General features: G+C 37.3%; 14 protein-coding genes. 4 read left to right on the forward strand and 10 right to left on the reverse strand.

All coding sequences use genetic code 11. The features are described from left to right. Nucleotides 1–723: 723 nt before the first annotated feature. Nucleotides 724–1,464, reverse strand: coding sequence for a hypothetical protein (locus IEV09_RS03275; RefSeq protein WP_188366847.1), 741 nt, complete (start codon nt 1,462–1,464; stop codon nt 724–726). Further along, nucleotides 1,454–2,236: a hypothetical protein gene (locus IEV09_RS03280; RefSeq protein ID WP_188366848.1), complete on the reverse strand. Its 783-nt coding sequence runs from the start codon at nt 2,234–2,236 to the stop codon at nt 1,454–1,456. Before IEV09_RS03280 ends, IEV09_RS03275 begins: the two co-directional genes overlap by 11 nt. Nucleotides 2,237–2,482: 246 nt before the next feature. Here IEV09_RS03280 and IEV09_RS03285 point away from each other — a divergent pair, with 246 nt between their 5' ends. Further along, nucleotides 2,483–2,917 carry a DUF2712 domain-containing protein gene (locus IEV09_RS03285; protein WP_188366849.1) on the forward strand — a complete coding sequence of 145 codons (435 nt, stop codon included), beginning with the start codon at nt 2,483–2,485 and terminating at the stop codon, nt 2,915–2,917. 339 nt (nt 2,918–3,256) lie between these two features. On the opposite strand, the gene IEV09_RS03290 is transcribed toward IEV09_RS03285, so the two are convergent. Then, nucleotides 3,257–4,588, reverse strand: a complete 1,332-nt coding sequence (locus IEV09_RS03290; protein WP_373281472.1) for a citrate/2-methylcitrate synthase — start codon at nt 4,586–4,588, stop codon at nt 3,257–3,259. 204 nt (nt 4,589–4,792) lie between these two features. On the opposite strand from IEV09_RS03290, the gene acnA reads away from it, so the two are divergent. The 3 genes from acnA to IEV09_RS03305 all read left to right on the forward strand — a co-directional run bounded on the left by acnA (nt 4,793) and on the right by IEV09_RS03305 (nt 9,348). After that, nucleotides 4,793–7,486: an aconitate hydratase AcnA gene (gene acnA / locus IEV09_RS03295; protein ID WP_188366851.1), complete on the forward strand. Its 2,694-nt coding sequence runs from the start codon at nt 4,793–4,795 to the stop codon at nt 7,484–7,486. A 1-nt stretch (nt 7,487) separates the two neighbouring features. After that, nucleotides 7,488–8,723, forward strand: coding sequence for an NADP-dependent isocitrate dehydrogenase (gene icd, locus IEV09_RS03300; RefSeq protein ID WP_188366852.1), 1,236 nt, complete (start codon nt 7,488–7,490; stop codon nt 8,721–8,723). Nucleotides 8,724–8,811: 88 nt separating this feature from the next. Next, entirely contained in the window at nt 8,812–9,348 is a 537-nt protein-coding gene (locus IEV09_RS03305; protein ID WP_188366853.1) for a biotin transporter BioY, read from the forward strand. A gap of 703 nt (nt 9,349–10,051) precedes the next feature. On the opposite strand, the gene IEV09_RS03310 is transcribed toward IEV09_RS03305, so the two are convergent. From IEV09_RS03310 to IEV09_RS03340, 7 genes are all read right to left on the reverse strand, one after another. Then, the gene (locus IEV09_RS03310; protein ID WP_188366854.1) at nt 10,052–10,357 is read right to left on the reverse strand and encodes an ArsR/SmtB family transcription factor; all 306 of its coding nucleotides are present in this window, start codon (nt 10,355–10,357) and stop codon (nt 10,052–10,054) included. A 28-nt stretch (nt 10,358–10,385) separates the two neighbouring features. Next, nucleotides 10,386–12,338 carry a heavy metal translocating P-type ATPase gene (locus tag IEV09_RS03315; RefSeq protein ID WP_188366855.1) on the reverse strand — a complete coding sequence of 651 codons (1,953 nt, stop codon included), beginning with the start codon at nt 12,336–12,338 and terminating at the stop codon, nt 10,386–10,388. Nucleotides 12,339–12,909: 571 nt separating this feature from the next. Next, the gene (locus tag IEV09_RS03320; protein ID WP_188366856.1) at nt 12,910–13,836 is read right to left on the reverse strand and encodes an RNA-guided endonuclease TnpB family protein; all 927 of its coding nucleotides are present in this window, start codon (nt 13,834–13,836) and stop codon (nt 12,910–12,912) included. A gap of 35 nt (nt 13,837–13,871) precedes the next feature. Then, nucleotides 13,872–14,810: an ATP-binding cassette domain-containing protein gene (locus tag IEV09_RS03325; protein ID WP_188366857.1), complete on the reverse strand. Its 939-nt coding sequence runs from the start codon at nt 14,808–14,810 to the stop codon at nt 13,872–13,874. Beyond that, nucleotides 14,803–15,879, reverse strand: a complete 1,077-nt coding sequence (locus IEV09_RS03330) for an ABC transporter ATP-binding protein (RefSeq protein ID WP_188366858.1) — start codon at nt 15,877–15,879, stop codon at nt 14,803–14,805. The genes IEV09_RS03325 and IEV09_RS03330 overlap by 8 nt, the downstream gene beginning before the upstream one ends. 18 nt (nt 15,880–15,897) lie before the next feature. Continuing rightward, nucleotides 15,898–16,833 carry an oligopeptide ABC transporter permease OppC gene (gene oppC / locus IEV09_RS03335; RefSeq protein ID WP_188366859.1) on the reverse strand — a complete coding sequence of 312 codons (936 nt, stop codon included), beginning with the start codon at nt 16,831–16,833 and terminating at the stop codon, nt 15,898–15,900. Between the two features lies 1 nt (nt 16,834). Beyond that, nucleotides 16,835–18,322, reverse strand: a complete 1,488-nt coding sequence (locus IEV09_RS03340; protein ID WP_188366860.1) for an ABC transporter permease — start codon at nt 18,320–18,322, stop codon at nt 16,835–16,837. Nucleotides 18,323–18,383: the final 61 nt, after the last annotated feature.

The raw sequence follows: 18,383 nt of genomic DNA on the forward strand, positions 1-18,383 counted from the left end.
TAATAATCGATAGAAATATAATTAAAACTACATTCATTCCAAAATTTACAACAAACGAATCTGTACGTGTATATCTGGATATATCGCCATTCAAAATCAACGAGCTTTTAAATGGAAAATTTTTAATATTTACCATACTACTAATAATTAACGCAAACATACTAAATACTAATGAAAAAATACTGTTCGATGTAATCAGATATATGAGATAGGAAAAATAATTTAATAAAGAAACACTTGAAAATAATAGTAGGGAATATTTAAAAATAGTCGTTGAGAATAGAATTGGTTGCCATAAAATTATTGATAACTCTATTATAAATAGTAAAGTGTAAACAAAAGAGACTCCTAAAATAGTTAATATTGAAGCAGCAGATACAAGCAACCTACTGCTACTTCGAATCAATAAAAATAAATTTTGCTTTTCTAATAGTTCTACTATTGAAAAAAATATAGCTAACAATGAAAATACAAGAAAGAAAAACCAAATATATGGTACTGAAAACTCACTATAATCCTCTATTGGAAATTTATTATGAAATAGAAAACTTAAAAGCTCTCCCCCTGTAAATTCTATATCACTAAACAATAGAAGGACTGATACTGCGTACAAAGATATAAAAAAACTACAAATAATCCACCAATTTTTACCATAAAAAATAACAAAAATTGAATATCGTCTTATTAGTTTGTATAAGAAATTTATATTCATGGTTCTTCCACCTATTTCCCTCGTATTATCCTTAAGACATTCAAAAGCAAAACACAAAAAATATTGAGCAATAAAACCTTTAACAGTATCGATAAGTAGCTATAATTTTGAACAACCTGATTTTTACTTAACAATAAAAATGAGGTCATTTTGGGTAATGCTGTATTCAAATCTACAACCATAACTGAAGATACGAGAATAATTAATATGTAGACTTCTTTAATAAGTTGTTTTAATGAACGATATACTAACCCTATAATATTCAATTGAGCGATTTTAATAAGAAAAACCTTACTAATAACAAAAAAATCGACAGTCATTACTTGCGTATCACTAAATACTAATAGAGCAATGACTGGGTATACGATTAAAAAAGATGCGCATAAAAAAAAAGAATACAATGTAGAAACAAAAACTGTTAATATTATCTCGCTATGTAAAAACATACGTTTATATGTTATCTGCAGATAATAAAACGGTGTATTCAAAAGTTCCAAGACGTAATCTAATATTATTAAAAAAATAACAAGATAAATTAAAATAAAAAAATAACCATTAATCGCTCCTTGCATATTACCCTCATCACCTATTACTAACGTAGATAAATCAGGATACATTTTTCCCAAATAAAAATATTGGAAATTTATATTAAAAATACTCATTCCAATCAAAATGAAAGGTAAATAATATAACTTTTTCATTAAACTGAATGATATATATTTTATCGTTCTAATAAAAACCTCATAACTCATTATTTTTGGCTCCATAAAAAACCGTAAAAATCGTAGCTAGAATCGTTAGACTCACAAATAAAACTCCTGTGATTTGTAATTTTTCAGTACCTATAAATTGACTAGATATTGTATATGGGTCACTTTCTATTAGTCGAATCATCATATCAATCAACATTATCAAAATCATCGGTGTCGCTATAGCGATGTAACGATTTTTAAAATAAAACGAAACAATCGATGCAATTATTGATATACACCCTGCAAAGATGAAGACCAAACCCAATCGAATCAACCAGTATATAAAAGAGTGATCATAATATAGACTTGGAAAAAACTCCTGAGAGTCCACTAAAAACATGCTATAGTATCGATTCAGCGGTACTACAGGCACGAACATCATCAGTGTAATAAAATTTATTATCACTACTAGGGACGATATACTTCCTCCTATAACGAAAGATGCTATAAAATTGTTTTTTAAATATTTTTTGAGTGTCAAATGAGAAACTAATGATTTAATATAACCTGTAGAAAAGTCCTCTGCAATTAAATCCCCCACTGCAACCGTTGAAATAATTGGAAATAAAAATTTAAAAATAACGAATGTTGGAAGCGGTAACACAAGCATTTGCAACGAATAAATACTTACCGGATAACCAATGTAAGATTGTTGCGGAAAGTTTCCGATTATCCCATAAGTTTGCAAAGAAGATATTCCTAACAAGATAGAAATTATTATCCCCGCAATAAATTGTTTTCTTCTAAACACTCTAAAAAATATTGCATTCATACTCTAATCTCCTTAAATATTGTATTAAGTTAAATTTTTGAATTCACTCTATTATTAGATTAATCTATAAAAATAATCAAGCTTTTTTTAACCTTAATCAGAAATATTAGATTTGTATAATTAAAAAAACATACACAATACCTATAACGTAAAAATAAATATATAAATATTAACAAAACTTCTTTTTTATAAGAAAGCGTTTACAATGATTTTGTAACACAAATAAAAATGAGAAGAGGTTTTTTTATGAAAAAGATTATTTTATCTTCAGTTATTACACTTGGTATCTTAGCTACATCTATTGGATCTATTTCTGCTCTAGCAGATGGTATTGATGCCTACGGTAATAGTAGTGACACTTCTTTTGATTATAATTTTGCACCTGGACTTGGAAGTACACGTTATACAGCTTCTAGAGTAAAGTACGATGCTACATCTGCCTATATGAAACTACAAAGTCGTACTAAAAAGCAAAACTACACTGCAAGTGTTGTTGATTCAAACAATAAGAATTTCAGTCAAACTTGGTTTGTTGAAGTTAAAACAATCGGTACGGAATATTTCATTCCAAACAATGCCTATGAAGATCAGGGATATGGTGTCAAAGTAAGAATAAAAGCTCATACAGGTGATTTATTCGGTTTTGGAGCATCCGGCGTGTGGAGCCCGGATAGTGTTTAAAAATACATTAAAACACGTCTCCGGAATCACAATCTTATTTGGTGTAAGATGGATATAATTCTTTTAATTCACTCAAAGTATATTCTTGCCGTAATTGTAATTTGAGTGTTACATAAATGACTTTTTTATGGTTTTGCTTAATTTTACAATCGGAGTTATTTAATTAAAATGATATACTTACAGCTTGACGTGCCAATATTTTGAATCCAGTCTTTGTTAGCATCCGTTGTATAAAAGTTCATATTAAAGAAAAATAGGTAGCATAGTGTAGAACCATTATTTAAAGGATTCTGCACCATGCTGCCTATTTGATTTTTCCTAATCCACAATTTTCAACGCTTAGCGATCACTCATCTTGGTATAGTCACGGTCTTCGGTCACTTCTTGATAAGCTGGTCGAATGATTTTCTTCGAATTAATTAACTCTTCCATCCGATGAGCTGACCAGCCAACGATTCTGGCAATTGCAAAAATCGGCGTATAAATTTCTTCCGGTAACCCAAGTAAGTTATAAACAAAGCCGCTGAAAAAATCAATATTGGCACTGACACCTTTAAACATCTTACGTTTGCTACCAATAATTTCTGGTGCTAAACGTTCAATCAAAGCATACAACTCATATTCTTCACGTGCATCCTCGCCTTTTTCTTCTGCTAATTTAGAAACATAGCGTTTAAAAATCGCTGCTCTCGGATCATTGTCACTATAAATCGCATGCCCCATCCCATAGATAAGTCCTTTTTTATCAAACGCTTTCTTATCTAGTAAATCTTCTAGGTATTGACGCACAGCTGCTTCATCACTGTAATCAGAAATATTCGCTTTTAAATCGGCCATCATTTGCGTAACTTTAATGTTGGCGCCTCCATGTTTAGGACCTTTTAATGAACCTAGCGCTGCGGCAATCGTTGAATACGTATCCGTTCCACTTGAGGTGACTACACGTGTTGTAAAAGTCGAGTTATTTCCCCCGCCATGCTCCATATGTAAAATTAAAGCCATATCGAGTGTTTGTGCTTCTTGCTTCGTGTATTGCCGATCCGGACGTAGCATCATCAATAACGTTTCTGCCGTACTTAAATTATCTTCTAGTTTCGGTAAATGAATATACATACTTTCTTCCTTATTATAATGATTATAGGCATGATATGCATAAATCGCCAATAATGGAAAAACACTGATTAACATCAAACTTTGATTCAAAACATTTTCCAAAGAGACGTCATCCGCGCATTCATCATAGCTAGCCAGTGTCAGAACACTACGCGATAAACTGTTCATAATATCTGCAGAAGATGCTTTCATAACCACATCACGGACAAAATTCGTCGGTAAAGTCCGATTGCTTGAGATTAATTGTTGGAATTCCGCCAATTCATTTTCGTTAGGTAATTCCCCAAACAACAACAAATAAGCCGTTTCTTCAAAACCGAAACGTTCTTCTAATACAAATCCATCGACTAACTCATCAATCGCAATCCCACGATAACGTAATTCACCCGCACCTGGTACCACTTCTCCATTCACAACTTTTTCAGGGTAAACCGTCGAAATGGTCGTTAATCCAGCAACGACACCTTTTCCGTTTTCATCGCGCAACCCTTGCTTTACTTCATATTTTTTATACAAATCACTGGCGATTTGATTATTTTTTTCACTTAACGCTAACATTTTCTCGTAATCCAAACCAATCATCCTTTCTGACATCTCCTTACATGATAATGTTAGATTTCTCATTTAACATCACTATTTGTTAAAATTTATTATAGCACGGTAAGCTTAAAATGAAAGTTTTTTTCATTTAACATTTGCTTTTTTTCATTTTGAACGTATAATTATTCCATATCTATTATTCAAGAAACAGGAGGATTCACTATGAAATGGCAGAAAGAACTAGTATTAGACAACGAAACGTATCATTTTATTGATTTAAAATCCATCGCTGAAAACTATCATGTAAATTTAACAAACTTACCTTATTCAATCCGCGTATTATTAGAAAGCGTTGCACGTCAGATGGGAGAAGATATCACAACAGAGGATGTCGCTTCACTGATTCACTGGGATGCGAGCAAGCCACAAGGCGTTGTGCCTTTCAAAGTCGAACGCGTCATCTTACAAGACTTTACCGGTGTTCCCGCCGTTGTTGACCTCGCTGCAATGCGTGATGCGATGATTGCTTTAGATGGTAATGCCACTGATATTAACCCTGATATTCCGGTAACTTTAGTCATTGACCACTCGGTACAAGTTGACCAATACGGTACTGCTGCTGCGGTTTCATTGAATACCGAAAAAGAATTCGAAAGAAACCACGAACGTTACCAATTTTTAAAATGGGCGCAATCTTCCTTTAAAAACTTCGATGTTGTTCCTCCTGAAACAGGAATTATTCACCAAGTCAACTTAGAAGTCTTATCCGAAGTGATTTTAGAAGAAGAATCCGCAGGTCAAAAATGGCTATTCCCAGATACCTTACAAGGAACCGACTCCCATACAACAATGATTAACGGTTTAGGTGTTTTAGGCTGGGGTGTTGGCGGAATCGAAGCTGAAGCAGCCTTACTCGGTGAGCCTTCTTTCTTCCCAACGCCTGAAGTGATCGGTGTGCGTTTTATCGGTGAATTACCTTCTGGCGCAACAGCAACGGACCTTGTTCTATCGATTACGGAGACACTCCGTAAAGAAAGCGTTGTCGGAAAATTCGTGGAATTCTTCGGACCAAGTTACTCTGAGTTGAGCTTAGCTGATCGTGCAACGATCGCCAACATGGCTCCTGAATACGGTGCAACTTGCGGATTTTTCCCAATTGATGACGAAACGTTGAATTACTTACGCGTCACGGGTCGCCCAGACCACGTGATCACTCGTGTAGAAGCTTACGCGAAAGCGAACGGTTTCTTTTACGACACTGAAAACGAACCAACTTATACAAAAGTTGTAACCGTTGATTTAGCAACGATTGAACCGGCACTTGCAGGACCAAAACGTCCTCAAGATCGAATTATTTTATCCGACGTCGCAAGCGATTTTGATCAAGGTGTAACAGCTCCAGTCGGACCTAAAGGTTTTGGTTTACCTGAAGCAGAACACGAAAAGAAAGTGACCATTGATTGGGATAAAACCGACAAGGAACTGACCACAGGTGATTTAGTCATCGCGGCGATTACAAGTTGTACAAACACAAGTAACCCATTCGTCATGCTTTCTGCTGGACTTCTAGCAAAAAATGCGGTCGAAAAAGGCTTACGTGTGCCTGATTATGTCAAAACATCACTCGCACCAGGTTCAAAAATTGTCACGAGTTACTTAGAAGCAAGTGGCTTAATGCCTTATCTCGAAAAACTAGGCTTCTATTTAGTTGGTTACGGCTGTACAACATGTATCGGGAACTCTGGACCACTAGACCCTGAAATGACTCAAGCAATTACAAGCGAAGACATGCTCGTTTCTTCTGTCCTATCTGGTAACCGCAACTTTGAAGGCCGAATTCACCCACTTGTGAAAGCCAACTACCTTGCATCTCCACCATTAGTCGTGGCGTATGCATTAGCCGGAACGATTAAAAAAGATTTAACCACGGAACCGATTGGCTTTGACCAACAAGACAATCCGATTTTCTTAAGTGATATTTGGCCTGAAAAAGCTGAAGTCCAAGCTTACGTCGATCAATTCGTTTCACCAGAAGCATTCCGTAGTGCGTACAGCGATTTATTTAGTGCAAACGAACGTTGGAATGCGATCGAAACAACGCAAAGCAACGCCTACGATTGGGATGATGCTTCAACTTATATCGCATTACCACCTTACTTTGAAGGCCTAACAAAAGAACTACCAAAACAAGGAACACTAACGAATTTACACGTTTTAGCGAAACTCGGTGATTCGGTTACAACCGACCACATCTCCCCTGCCGGCAGTATTTCACTGAAATCTTCTGCAGGTGTGTATTTAAAAGAAAAAGGTTTATCGTACAGTGATTTCAACTCTTACGGTTCACGTCGTGGAAATCATGAAATCATGATGCGCGGCACATTCGGGAATATTCGTTTACAAAATGAACTCGTACCAGAAATTAGCGGCGGTTACACACGCTACTTGCCAACGAATGAAGAAATGTTTATTTATGATGCCTCGATGCGTTACCAAGAAGAAAACATCGGTTGTATGATTTTAACGGGTAAAGATTACGGGATGGGCTCATCACGTGACTGGGCAGCCAAAGGGACTCAATTACTAGGCGTCAAAGTCGTCTTAGCTGAAAGTTACGAGCGAATTCACCGCAGCAACCTAGTGATGATGGGCGTTGTACCGTTAGAATACTTACCTGGTGAAACCGCGGATACTTACGGCTTAACGGGCGAAGAAACGTTCGAGGTATTGTTACCAGAAGAACCAGAAGTTGGCCAACTCATTGAAGTGATTGCAACGAATCAAGCGGGCGAGAAAACAAGCTTCCAGACACGTCTACGCTTCGATGCACCCGCGGATATTCGTTACTGGAAACACCAAGGAATCTTACCAATGGTGATTCGTAAAAAATTAAGTGAAAGTGTAGGTAGCGTTTAAAATGACGACAATCGAAGAAAAAATCATTCCGTACATCCCTGGCGATGGCGTCGGACAAGAAATTTGGCAAGCAAGTCAAAACGTTTTTGACGCTGCAATAACCAAAGCATACAACGGCGAGAAAAAAATTGTCTGGCAAGAAATTTTAGCCGGTGAAAAATCGTTCAACGAAACAGGCGAATGGTTACCTGAAGCGACACTCGATGCCATTCATGCAGCAAAAATCGCAATTAAAGGACCACTGACCACTCCGGTTGGTGGGGGTATTCGCTCGATTAACGTAACGTTACGTCAAAAACTCGATTTATTTGCCTGCGTGCGCCCTGTCCGTTATTTTGATGGTGTGCCTTCACCTGTCAAAGAACCTGAAAAAACAGATATGGTGATTTTCCGTGAAAATACCGAAGATGTTTATGCAGGAATTGAATTTGCGATCGATGATCCAAAAACAAAAAAAATCATCGACTTTTTACAAAATGAATTAGATGTTACAAACATTCGCTTCCCTGAAACTTCAGGAATCGGCATTAAACCGATTTCCAAAGAAGGTAGCCAACGTTTGGTCTACGCTGCGATTGAGTACGCGATTAAACAAGGGCGTAAAAGCGTGACGCTCGTTCATAAAGGCAATATCATGAAGTTTACTGAAGGTGGATTCAAATCATGGGGGTACGAAGTCGCTGAAAACAGCTTTAGCGATGCGACCTTTACGATGCGCCAATTCGATGACATCAAGGCTACCGACGGACTTAAAACAGCTCAAAACGCCTTAAAAGCGGCTAAAGAAGCCGGAAAAGTCATTATCAATGATGTCATCGCGGATAATTTCTTACAACAGATTTTACTTTACCCAGAACGCTACGATGTTGTCGCTACGACGAACTTGAACGGGGATTACATTTCAGACGCCCTAGCTGCACAAGTTGGTGGCATTGGCATCTCTCCAGGTGCGAATATTAACTACCACACTGGGTATGCCATTTTCGAAGCAACACACGGCACCGCGCCAGACATTGCTGGACTGGGCAAAGCCAATCCTTCTTCGTTATTGTTATCAGGCGTGATGATGTTCGAATACCTTGGATGGCAAGAAGCAGCAGATTTAATTACAAGCGCCATTGAAACAGCCTTGATTAACAAACAAGTCACAAGCGATTTTGCAAGTCAATTGAATGATGCAACGTTACTCACGACCCAAGAATTCGGTGACCATTTAATCACTTTACTAAATAAATAATTTTTACGTTAACTTTTTATTTACAAACAGGTTAACGTAATGCTATACTCCTTTCACAGCAGTTTTTGCTAAGAAAGGAGTCTTTTTGATGAAATTAACATTACGCGAACAATTGATTTCAGGTTTATTTGCGGCACTCATCGCCGTTGCATCACAAATTGTTATCCCATTGGGGTTCGTTCCTTTGAGCCTACAAACACTGATGATTGGCTTAACGGCAACGTTACTCGGACGTCGTATCGGGACATGGAGTATTATTATTTATTTATTATTAGGACTCATTGGACTTCCTGTATTTGCAGGTGGCGCGAGTGGTTTCGGCGTTTTATTCGGACCGACTGGAGGGTATTTGATCGGATTCGTCTTTGCGAGTCTGTTAATCGGTACGTTACAAAATCGTTCGAACGGCACTTATTTTCCGACCTTCCTGATTAATTTACTAGGATTTATGGTGGCCTTATTATTCGGAACAGTCTGGTTAACCCTCGTCGCAAACTTAACATGGACCCAAGGACTTGCAGGAGGCTTCGTCCCATTCATCCTCCCCGAAGCCATCAAAGCCACCATCGTCAGCACCTTAGCCGTATGGATGAAAAAAAGATTACGCATCCTAGAGGCGATTTAAAAGGTGCTTTGATATGAGAGATAAGAACTAATTTGGAAAAATCGCTTTTTGATTTTATCCAAATCAGGCTTATCTCCGAAATATCAACCTTTTAAATGCCGTTTCAATTAGAGGCAATTTCTTAAGCGCTTAGATACGAGAGATAAGAGCAGCCTACGAAAAAATAGCTTTTTCATTTTTATCGGAGGATGACTTATCTCCGAGTATCTGCTTAGGAAATGCCATTTCAATTAGAGGCTATTTCTTAAGCGCTTAGATACGAGAGATAAGAGCAGCTTACGAAAAAATAGCTTTTTCATTTTTATCGGAGGATGACTTATCTCCGAGTATCTGCTTAGGAAATGCCGTTTCAGCTAGAGTCGAGTTCTTAAACGATTAGATACGTAAGACAAAAACTTTTTATCAATAATGCTCGCTGAATCATTTCACTTCAAGCGTATAAATAAAGACAAGTATCCATTACTGGACTTGTCTTTTCTATCGCTATCTTTCTCTACAATTGTTTCTAATTCATACTTCCCTTACTACCCTCTGACAATAAAGTCGCAATCAATTTTTACATGTCCTGTTGCCTTCGTGATTAATTGTTGGGCTTATCTTCCAATTGATTGGATTAATGGGGATTGATATGTTTAAAAAAGAAGATAAAAAACTTCTTTAATACCAAAAAAACGAAAGAATCTGAGATTCTTCCGATTTTTTATTATTTTACTTTTGCTGGTTTGAAGCCTTTTAAACGCAATGCATTTAACAATACAGAAACGGAACTTAAACTCATCGCAGCTCCCGCAAATATTGGACTAAGTAATGGTACACCGAATAGATACAAAATACCCATCGCGATTGGAATACCAATTCGTCGTTCTAATTCTTTCACGTTCATTTCTTCGACAGAGAGTAGAAACAAGATATTAAAACGTGTCGGATTACTTAGCATGTGAAAAAGAAGGAGGGCTTGATCTATCGCAACATGATTTTCATTGATTCGATCATTGGTTTGGTTATTCATCAGGCGCCCTCCACCTTCCATAAATACCTTAATTTGATAAATATTTTTTCGGTGTTACTAGTAATCTTAACGCATTCAAGATAACCATAATAGTACTTCCTTCATGTAAGATAACACCAATTGCGATATCCATTCTTCCTAAGAAGTTTAACACGACTAGGACAATCACGACAAACATTGAAAAATAAATATTTTGCCAAGTGACTTTATCCATTTTTTTAGACAATTGATGCGCATAAACGAGTTTCGATAGGTCATTGTTCATTAACACTAAGTCAGCAACATCCATTGCCACATCTGTTCCATCACCCATTGCCACACCAACGTCAGCTGTCACAAGTGCCGGTGCATCATTAATCCCATCACCTAACATACCTGTCGCTCCATATTTTCGTTGTTGCTCTTGAACGATTGCTGCTTTATCTTCTGGCATGACATTGGCTACAACTTCATCAATACCAATTTGTTTCCCAACGGCTTCCCCTGTTAATTTTGCATCACCAGTAATCATCGTTGTATGAATACCAACTGATTTGAAATATTTCACAGCATCTTTTGCATGTTGGTTCGGAACATCCATTAAAGCAATTAGCCCAATCACGTATTCATCTTTTCCTACAAAGACAACCGTTTTCCCTTCAGCCGCCAATTTTTCTTCTTTTTGTTTATACACAAAGGAGACATTACTAAATGAAGTCGGTTTACCAATACGATAAACCGTATTTTTGATACTTGTTGATAAGCCGCGACCGATTTCGTTTTCAACAGCTAGATTTAATTCTTTTCTATTTGGAAATTGATTGATAATCGCTGTCGCTAGTGGATGATTTGATTGTTTTTCCATTGAAACGATGATATCAATCAACTCATTTTCATCAATGCCATTTTCAAACGTATAATCAGTTACAACTGGTTTACCATTTGTTAGTGTTCCCGTTTTATCAAAAGAGATTGCTTTTAAGCCCCCTAATTTTGATAAATAAGCGCCACCTTTCACTAAAACTCCTTTTTTAGATAAATTTGAAATCGTTGCTAAAGTTGTTGGAACGGCACTTGCAGCGAGCGCACAGGGTGACACGGCAATTAAGTAAACCATACTTCTGTATAAACTCACTTCCCAAGTCCAGCCAAAAATATACGGGCCAGAAAGCAAGACTAATGGGAACATCAATAAGACAAATGTGACATACTTAGGTTCTAAACGTTGAATCAATGTCGCTGTTTTCGTTAGGCTCTTTTGCGATTGATTGACTAATTGTAAAATTTTTGAAAAGACCGTTTCAGAACTATCTTTTGTGACTTCCATCGTAAAGGTACCTGAACCATTAATCGTACTACCAAAAACTTCATCACCAATATTTTTTTCTTTCGGAATACTCTCACCATTGATTGAAGACTCATCTACGGAAGTTGTTCCACTTAGAATGACACCATCCGTCGGAATTTGATCCCCATTTAATACTTGTAACGTGTCGCCTATTTTTACTTGATCGACTGGAATCACTTTCGTTGAACCATTCGGTAAAACGATACGCGCCTCTGTCGGGTTCATTTCAAGTAAGTTTTTAATTTCTCGTTTACTTTTTCCATCAACATAGGCTTCTAAGAAATGCGCTCCTGCAAAAATAACAATCAGCAAAGCCCCTTCTTCCCAGTTACCAATCGCGACAGCACCCGCAGTTGCTAACGCCATCAGCAAATGGATATTTGGAGAAAATTTCTTCGCTCGCATCGTATTACGAATCGTATCACCAAAACCTTCAAGAATAATGTGGTAGCCGGCAGTTAAGATGGAAAGACCAAAAGCAATATTCGCGTATAAGACCATCCCTTCACCGAAGTACAAACCGATTAAAAATGCTACAAGTCCAATAAAATACATAATGACAGGAAATTTTCCACCGTGGTCATGATCGTGATCATGTCCGTGATCGTGGTTGTGGTCATGGTCATGATTGTGGTTATGTTGTTTACTTGACATATAAAACACTCCTTTATTTTTCAATTTACATGTTCAGATATTCATATGAATACTTAAACATTTGTTACCTAGAGTATACATGAATGGATATTCATATGTCAACTCTTTTATTTGATTTTTGGTTCTTTTCTACTATTCATTACGCCTACTCTTTAAGTGAATCTCTAAAAACCTTATCATTTCAACACTTCAAGAGATGGAATAAAAAAAACGTCTACTCAAAATGGTATTCCTTCAAAACGTTAAATAGAATTTTTGAAGGGATACCATTGAGTGACGCTTTTTGAGTTTATTATTCTAACAGGATTGTTTCAACGTTACCAGTTAATCGATGGCATCGGTATCTCGACAGATTTCCTTACGTTAAGCTAACTGATTACTTCTCGCTTAACCGTTTACGATTTCTATCCGATTAATTGCTCATATTGAGCGCATTACAAAAGCGGAAGAATCAAAGATTCTTCCGCTTCTTTCGGTTTTTCATAATTAGTGAGTCGGATTCCTAGAAACAAAAGTACTGGACTTTTTCTATACCCTAGGCGATCTCTGGAGCTCCATCCAGTTATTGGTTTTATTGATAAATAATTTCTTTTCCGTACCAATCAGCCTTATATTGTAACTTTCGTAAAAAAGTTTGCCAATCGGCTTTGGTAAAGTTCACCGTTTCATCATCCGAACGATCCGATAGTTTTGCTTTATCTACCGTGATTCGATCGAAGTCGCGGATGAGAGTATACGAAAGTTGATTGAAGTAATCTTCTTTCTTTTCTTTCTGATGCCCTTGCAAACGACTTAATTTTACTTTTTGTTTTTGGTAATTTTTAGCGTAAGCAAGTGGTACTTTCTTTTTTCGTGCGATTTTCCCTCGTAATTTTAAGCGACGATTCATTTTAGCCATTTTGCATAAGATTGCTGCTTGGTCAAAATTTAAGGTCGTTAAACCACTCAAATTATCTAACAATTCTTCGGGCGAGTAACGCAGTTGAATTTCTAACGTTGTTTTCGGTAACGCCTCAATCGACTCTAGACAGAGGATCGACACATAGAATTCTTCGTTGTTTTTGGCAGAAATCGTTGCTGACTTAATTTGCCCCTTGATCTCCCGATGTTCATTTACCGCGATGCGTGTTTTTAACTTCGGTAGTTTCAACAAGCCATCGGTTAAACAAATCGTCTGACCTTGGTTATTCGTCGTGTACGACTGCCAAATGTTTGACTTATTCTTAAACTTTGGGTAATCACTTTTTCCGGTGTAATAACGACGAAAAGCTGTTTCTAAATTACGCTGGGCATTCGCTAAAGCCAGACTATCTGTTTCTTTTAGAAATGGATACTCTTTTTTTAGCGAAGCTGGCGTCATTTTTTTACCATCAGTTTGTGAACGTGCAATTAACAAATGATTGTATGTGAACCGTACGCAACCAAACGTTTTAACAAAGAATTCTTTTTGGGCTTCATTTGGATAGATTTTAAATTTATAAGCTTTTAAGACACTCATATTTGATTCCACCCTTCAAAAATAATGAATAAAATTTACGGGCGAATGGCTTCACGATAGCCTTCGAGCTCTTTTTCGTTTCCATAGACAAAATGTCCTGGCTTCACTTCACTGAATGTCGGTTTATCAACAGAATAGTCGTGCATTTCTGGATCGTAAACAATCAGTTCTTTCTTACGAGCTAAAATTGGATCTGGAATTGGAACGGCTGATAGTAACGCTTTGGTATATGGGTGCAACGGATTCGTAAATAACTCTTCCGTCTCTGCCATTTCAACGATGCGTCCTGAACGGATAACCGCAATGCGATCCGAGATAAAACGGACAACCGATAAATCATGCGCAACGAAGAAATACGTCACATCATTTTTAATTTGCGATTCTTTCAGTAAGTTTAAGACTTGTGCACGGATCGATACATCTAACGCTGAGATTGGCTCATCTGCGATTACTAACGAAGGCTCCATGATTAAAGCACGGGCAATCCCAATCCGTTGACGTTGGCCACCTGAGAATTCATGTGGGTAACGATACATATGCTCTGGTAACAAACCTACTTGTTCAATTAATTTTGCAACTTTTGACAAGCGCTCTTCTTCGTTTTTGAATAAGTTAAAGTTATACAAACCTTCTGAGATGATATATTCGACGGTCGCACGTTCATTTAATGAAGCCGACGGGTCTTGAAAAATCATTTGAATTTTACGAATTTTATCTTCTAATTCTTTCCCAGTTAATTGTTTGTTAATTTTTTTACCTTCGAAAATAATATCGCCATTACTTGTTGGATTCAGTCCAACAATCGCACGTCCTATTGTTGTTTTACCTGAACCTGATTCCCCTACAAGCGAGAAGGTTTCGCCTTTATACACATCAATATTGACGTCTTGAACAGCGACGAATTTCTTCTTACCCTCTCCAAAAGTAATTTCAAGGTCTTTGATGGATAATAAGACTTCTTTATCATTAGACATTTTCGTTACCTCCGATTGTTTGTGGTTCTTCTTGTAATGCGACCATTTTCTCATGTAAGTTCTGGATGATTTCTGGTTTCTCAGCCTTTGGAGCACGCGGATCAAGTAACCAAGTTTTTGCAAAATGCGTTTCTGTTACTTGGAACATTGGTGGCTCTTCTTCAAAGTCAATTGCCATCGCGTATGGACTACGAGGTGCAAAGGCGTCCCCTTTAATCTCTTTATAAAGTGACGGTGGTGTCCCTGGTACAGAGTACAACTCGTCACCACGGTTACCTAATTGTGGTAGTGAAGATAGCAAGCTCCATGTATAAGGATGTTGTGGGTTGTAGTAAATTTCTTCTACTGTTCCCGTTTCAACGATTTGTCCTGCATACATTACCGCTACGCGATCCGCAATTGATGCTACTACACCTAAATCATGTGTGATAAAAATCGTCGTAAATTGATATTCTTCTTGTAATTCACGGATTAAATCTAAAATTTGTGCTTGGATGGTTACATCAAGTGCCGTTGTCGGTTCATCACAGATTAAGATTTTTGGACGACAAGCTAAAGCAATCGCAATAACAATCCGTTGACGCATCCCACCTGAATATTGGAAAGGATAATCGTCGTAACGTTTCGCTGCAAGTGGAATCCCTGTACGAACCATTAAATCAATCGCCATTTTTTTCGCTTCTTTGGCTGATTTCTTTTGGTGTTTGATGATGACTTCCGAAATTTGTGAACCAATTGTTTTAATTGGATTTAAAGACGTCATTGGATCTTGGAAAATCGTCGCGATTTCTTTCCCGCGAATCCCATCCCATTCTTCATCTTTCTTTAAATCACTCAAAATTTTATCTTGATAGCGAACGGTTCCGCCTGTAATTGAACCATTAGCTTCAAGCATTCCAGTAAATGTTTTGGTTAATACTGATTTACCTGAACCTGATTCTCCTACAATCGCCAATGTTTCTTGCTCTTTTAATTCAAGAGAAACGTTACGAATGGCGCGTAATTCGCTACTACGAACTTTAAATCCCACTGAGATATTTTCAGCGCTTAAAATTGTTTTTTTAACCATTTAAACGAATTCCTCCTTCTACATGTGTGTTCTTGGATCAGCGGCATCGGCCAATGTCTGTCCAACAATGTATAAGGAAACAGAAACTAAGGCTAAAACGGTAACTGGAATCCAGAAAAGATATGGATAGTTGCCCATGTTATTTGTATAGTCTGAGATTAAACGTCCCAATGAAGGCACGTCTGCACTTAGCCCTACCCCTAAGAACGATAAGAACGTTTCATAAGAGATAAATGCTGGAAGCGAGCGAGAGACATCTGTTACGATAATCGACGTTAAGTACGGTAAAATATTTCTAAAAATCATGCGTAGCTTTGGTGTTCCTAATGTACGTGAAGCCAAGTTATACTCGCGGTCACGCATAATCATTACTTGAACACGGATAAAGTAGGCTGGTGCTAACCAACCGGTTACACACATCGCAAAGATTAAGTTCCAGAAACCATTTCCGAAAGTATAAGACATAACGATAATGATTAATAGTTGTGGCACGTTTGAGACCACGTTATAAATTTCTAACATGATTTTATCGAACTTTTGTGAAACACCCCAAATTGCTCCGACAACGACTCCAATTGTGGTTGTAATTACTGTGGCTAATACCGAAATCGAAATCGATGTTTTGGCACCTGCCCAAACGGCATCAAAGAGTGACATCCCGTTTTTATCTGTTCCAAACCAGTTTTCTAAACTTGGTGGATTGTAACGTTTCGTAAAGTCGTTAATGTCTTCAACGTTCATAAAGTCATAGCCACTAAAAATTGGTTGAATAAAAGACATTAATAAAATAGCTGTCATTAAGATCAACATCGCAATTGCTGTTTTACTTGCAAAGAACTTACGACCCACTGAACGCCAGTAGGAATAAGTAGGCGTATCAATTTTCTCAGAAGCTAAGGAGTCAATGCTGACAAAATTAAAGCCGTCATTGATTTTTTGATTCGTTTTTTCCATGTTATTCTCCTCTTTCTGCTAAATTAATTCGTGGATCGACCATTGCCATCGTTAAGTCTCCGACCAAGATCGAAGTCACAGCTACTGTCGTAAAGATAAATACAAGTGCAATTACCATTGGATTATTATTGGCTAAGATTGAGTCAGGTAACATTTTACCCATACCAGGAACAGCAAAAACTGTCTCAGTAATCGTTGCACCTGTAATTGCGCCAATGATACTTGCTGGAATTTGGTTGGCAATTGGAATTGCCGCGTTTTTGAAAATATGTTTACGTGCAATTTCGCGCGCATTCAAGCCTTTTGCTTTGGCAAATTTTACGTAGTCTGCTGATTGTTGGTCAATCATGTAACGACGAATCCAAATCACAATATTTGAAATTGATAGCATTCCTAATATTACAGTTGGCAGAATGAAAGAACGAATATCACCTGCACCAAATGTTGGGAATGAATCGGGTAATCCTAGGAAATTACTTCCAATAAAGCGGAAGAAATAAATAAACGCTAAACTTGGTACTGAGATTAAGACTGTTACTAGTCCAATCCCCATACGGTCAGGCAATTTGCCTTTGTAACGAGCCATTAACATCGCAAAAGGTATTCCGATGCCGTAAGCAAGTAAGACCGCAATAATCCCCATAGTAAATGACATTGCCATCATTGATGGGTCACGGTAATTGTTTTGAGTAAGGGTATAGTTATCATTGAACAAACGTTTTTCTTTTGATGAAAGTTTCGCCGTTTGTTGATATTGTCTTGTTGTTAAGTTTGCCGCTGATTTAGCTGTCACACCAGTCGGGAAAGTTAATTCTTGACTATCTGTTTTCCCTTGGCCGCCTGTCACAACTTCCATTACGTCTTGTCCGGCAAATGTCGGATACGACACGCCTAGGTTTAAGTGCACGATATTTTGATGAATGAACGGGAACTGCTTATCAAAATAAATTTGGTATTTATATTGTGTGCCTGATCCCACTAATGCCCATCCAACTGTCTCGTCTTTTGTGAAACGTAGAGAACGTTCTAAATCCGGATTGTCCGGATCTTTTACCTTCCACGGATGATCAATCTGTATCATATTGGCATAAAAACGAAACACGCGTTGTGGTAATGGGATGTCTTTCGTTGCATAAAAGGCTTTACTAATCGGTAATTGTTGCAGTGTCCAACCATTTGCTTTTGACCATTTTTCTAAAATTGCTGTGTTTTCTGCGTTTGGTTCACCAGTTAAGCCTTCATGTTCTTTACTTACCGTTGCAATTAATTCGTTTGATGGTAAGTAATCAATATAACCCATTTTACTAAATGCCGTGTTTTCGTATACCGACAATTCATCTGGTTTCCCTTTAAGTTTCCCGTAGTTAATATCATCTTTAAAAACGTTTCTACGAGGAACCATTGTATAAATCACGCCATACGTGATTGTCGTTACCAGAAAAATACTGATGATTGATCTTAGTATCCTAAATGAAAGGTATCGCTTCAAATTCTGTCCCTACTTTCTATATGTAAGTAAAAAAGGCTAAAAGTTAGCCTTTTTTACTTTA

Source organism: Enterococcus alcedinis (assembly GCF_014635985.1).
Taxonomy (GTDB): domain Bacteria; phylum Bacillota; class Bacilli; order Lactobacillales; family Enterococcaceae; genus Enterococcus_I; species Enterococcus_I alcedinis.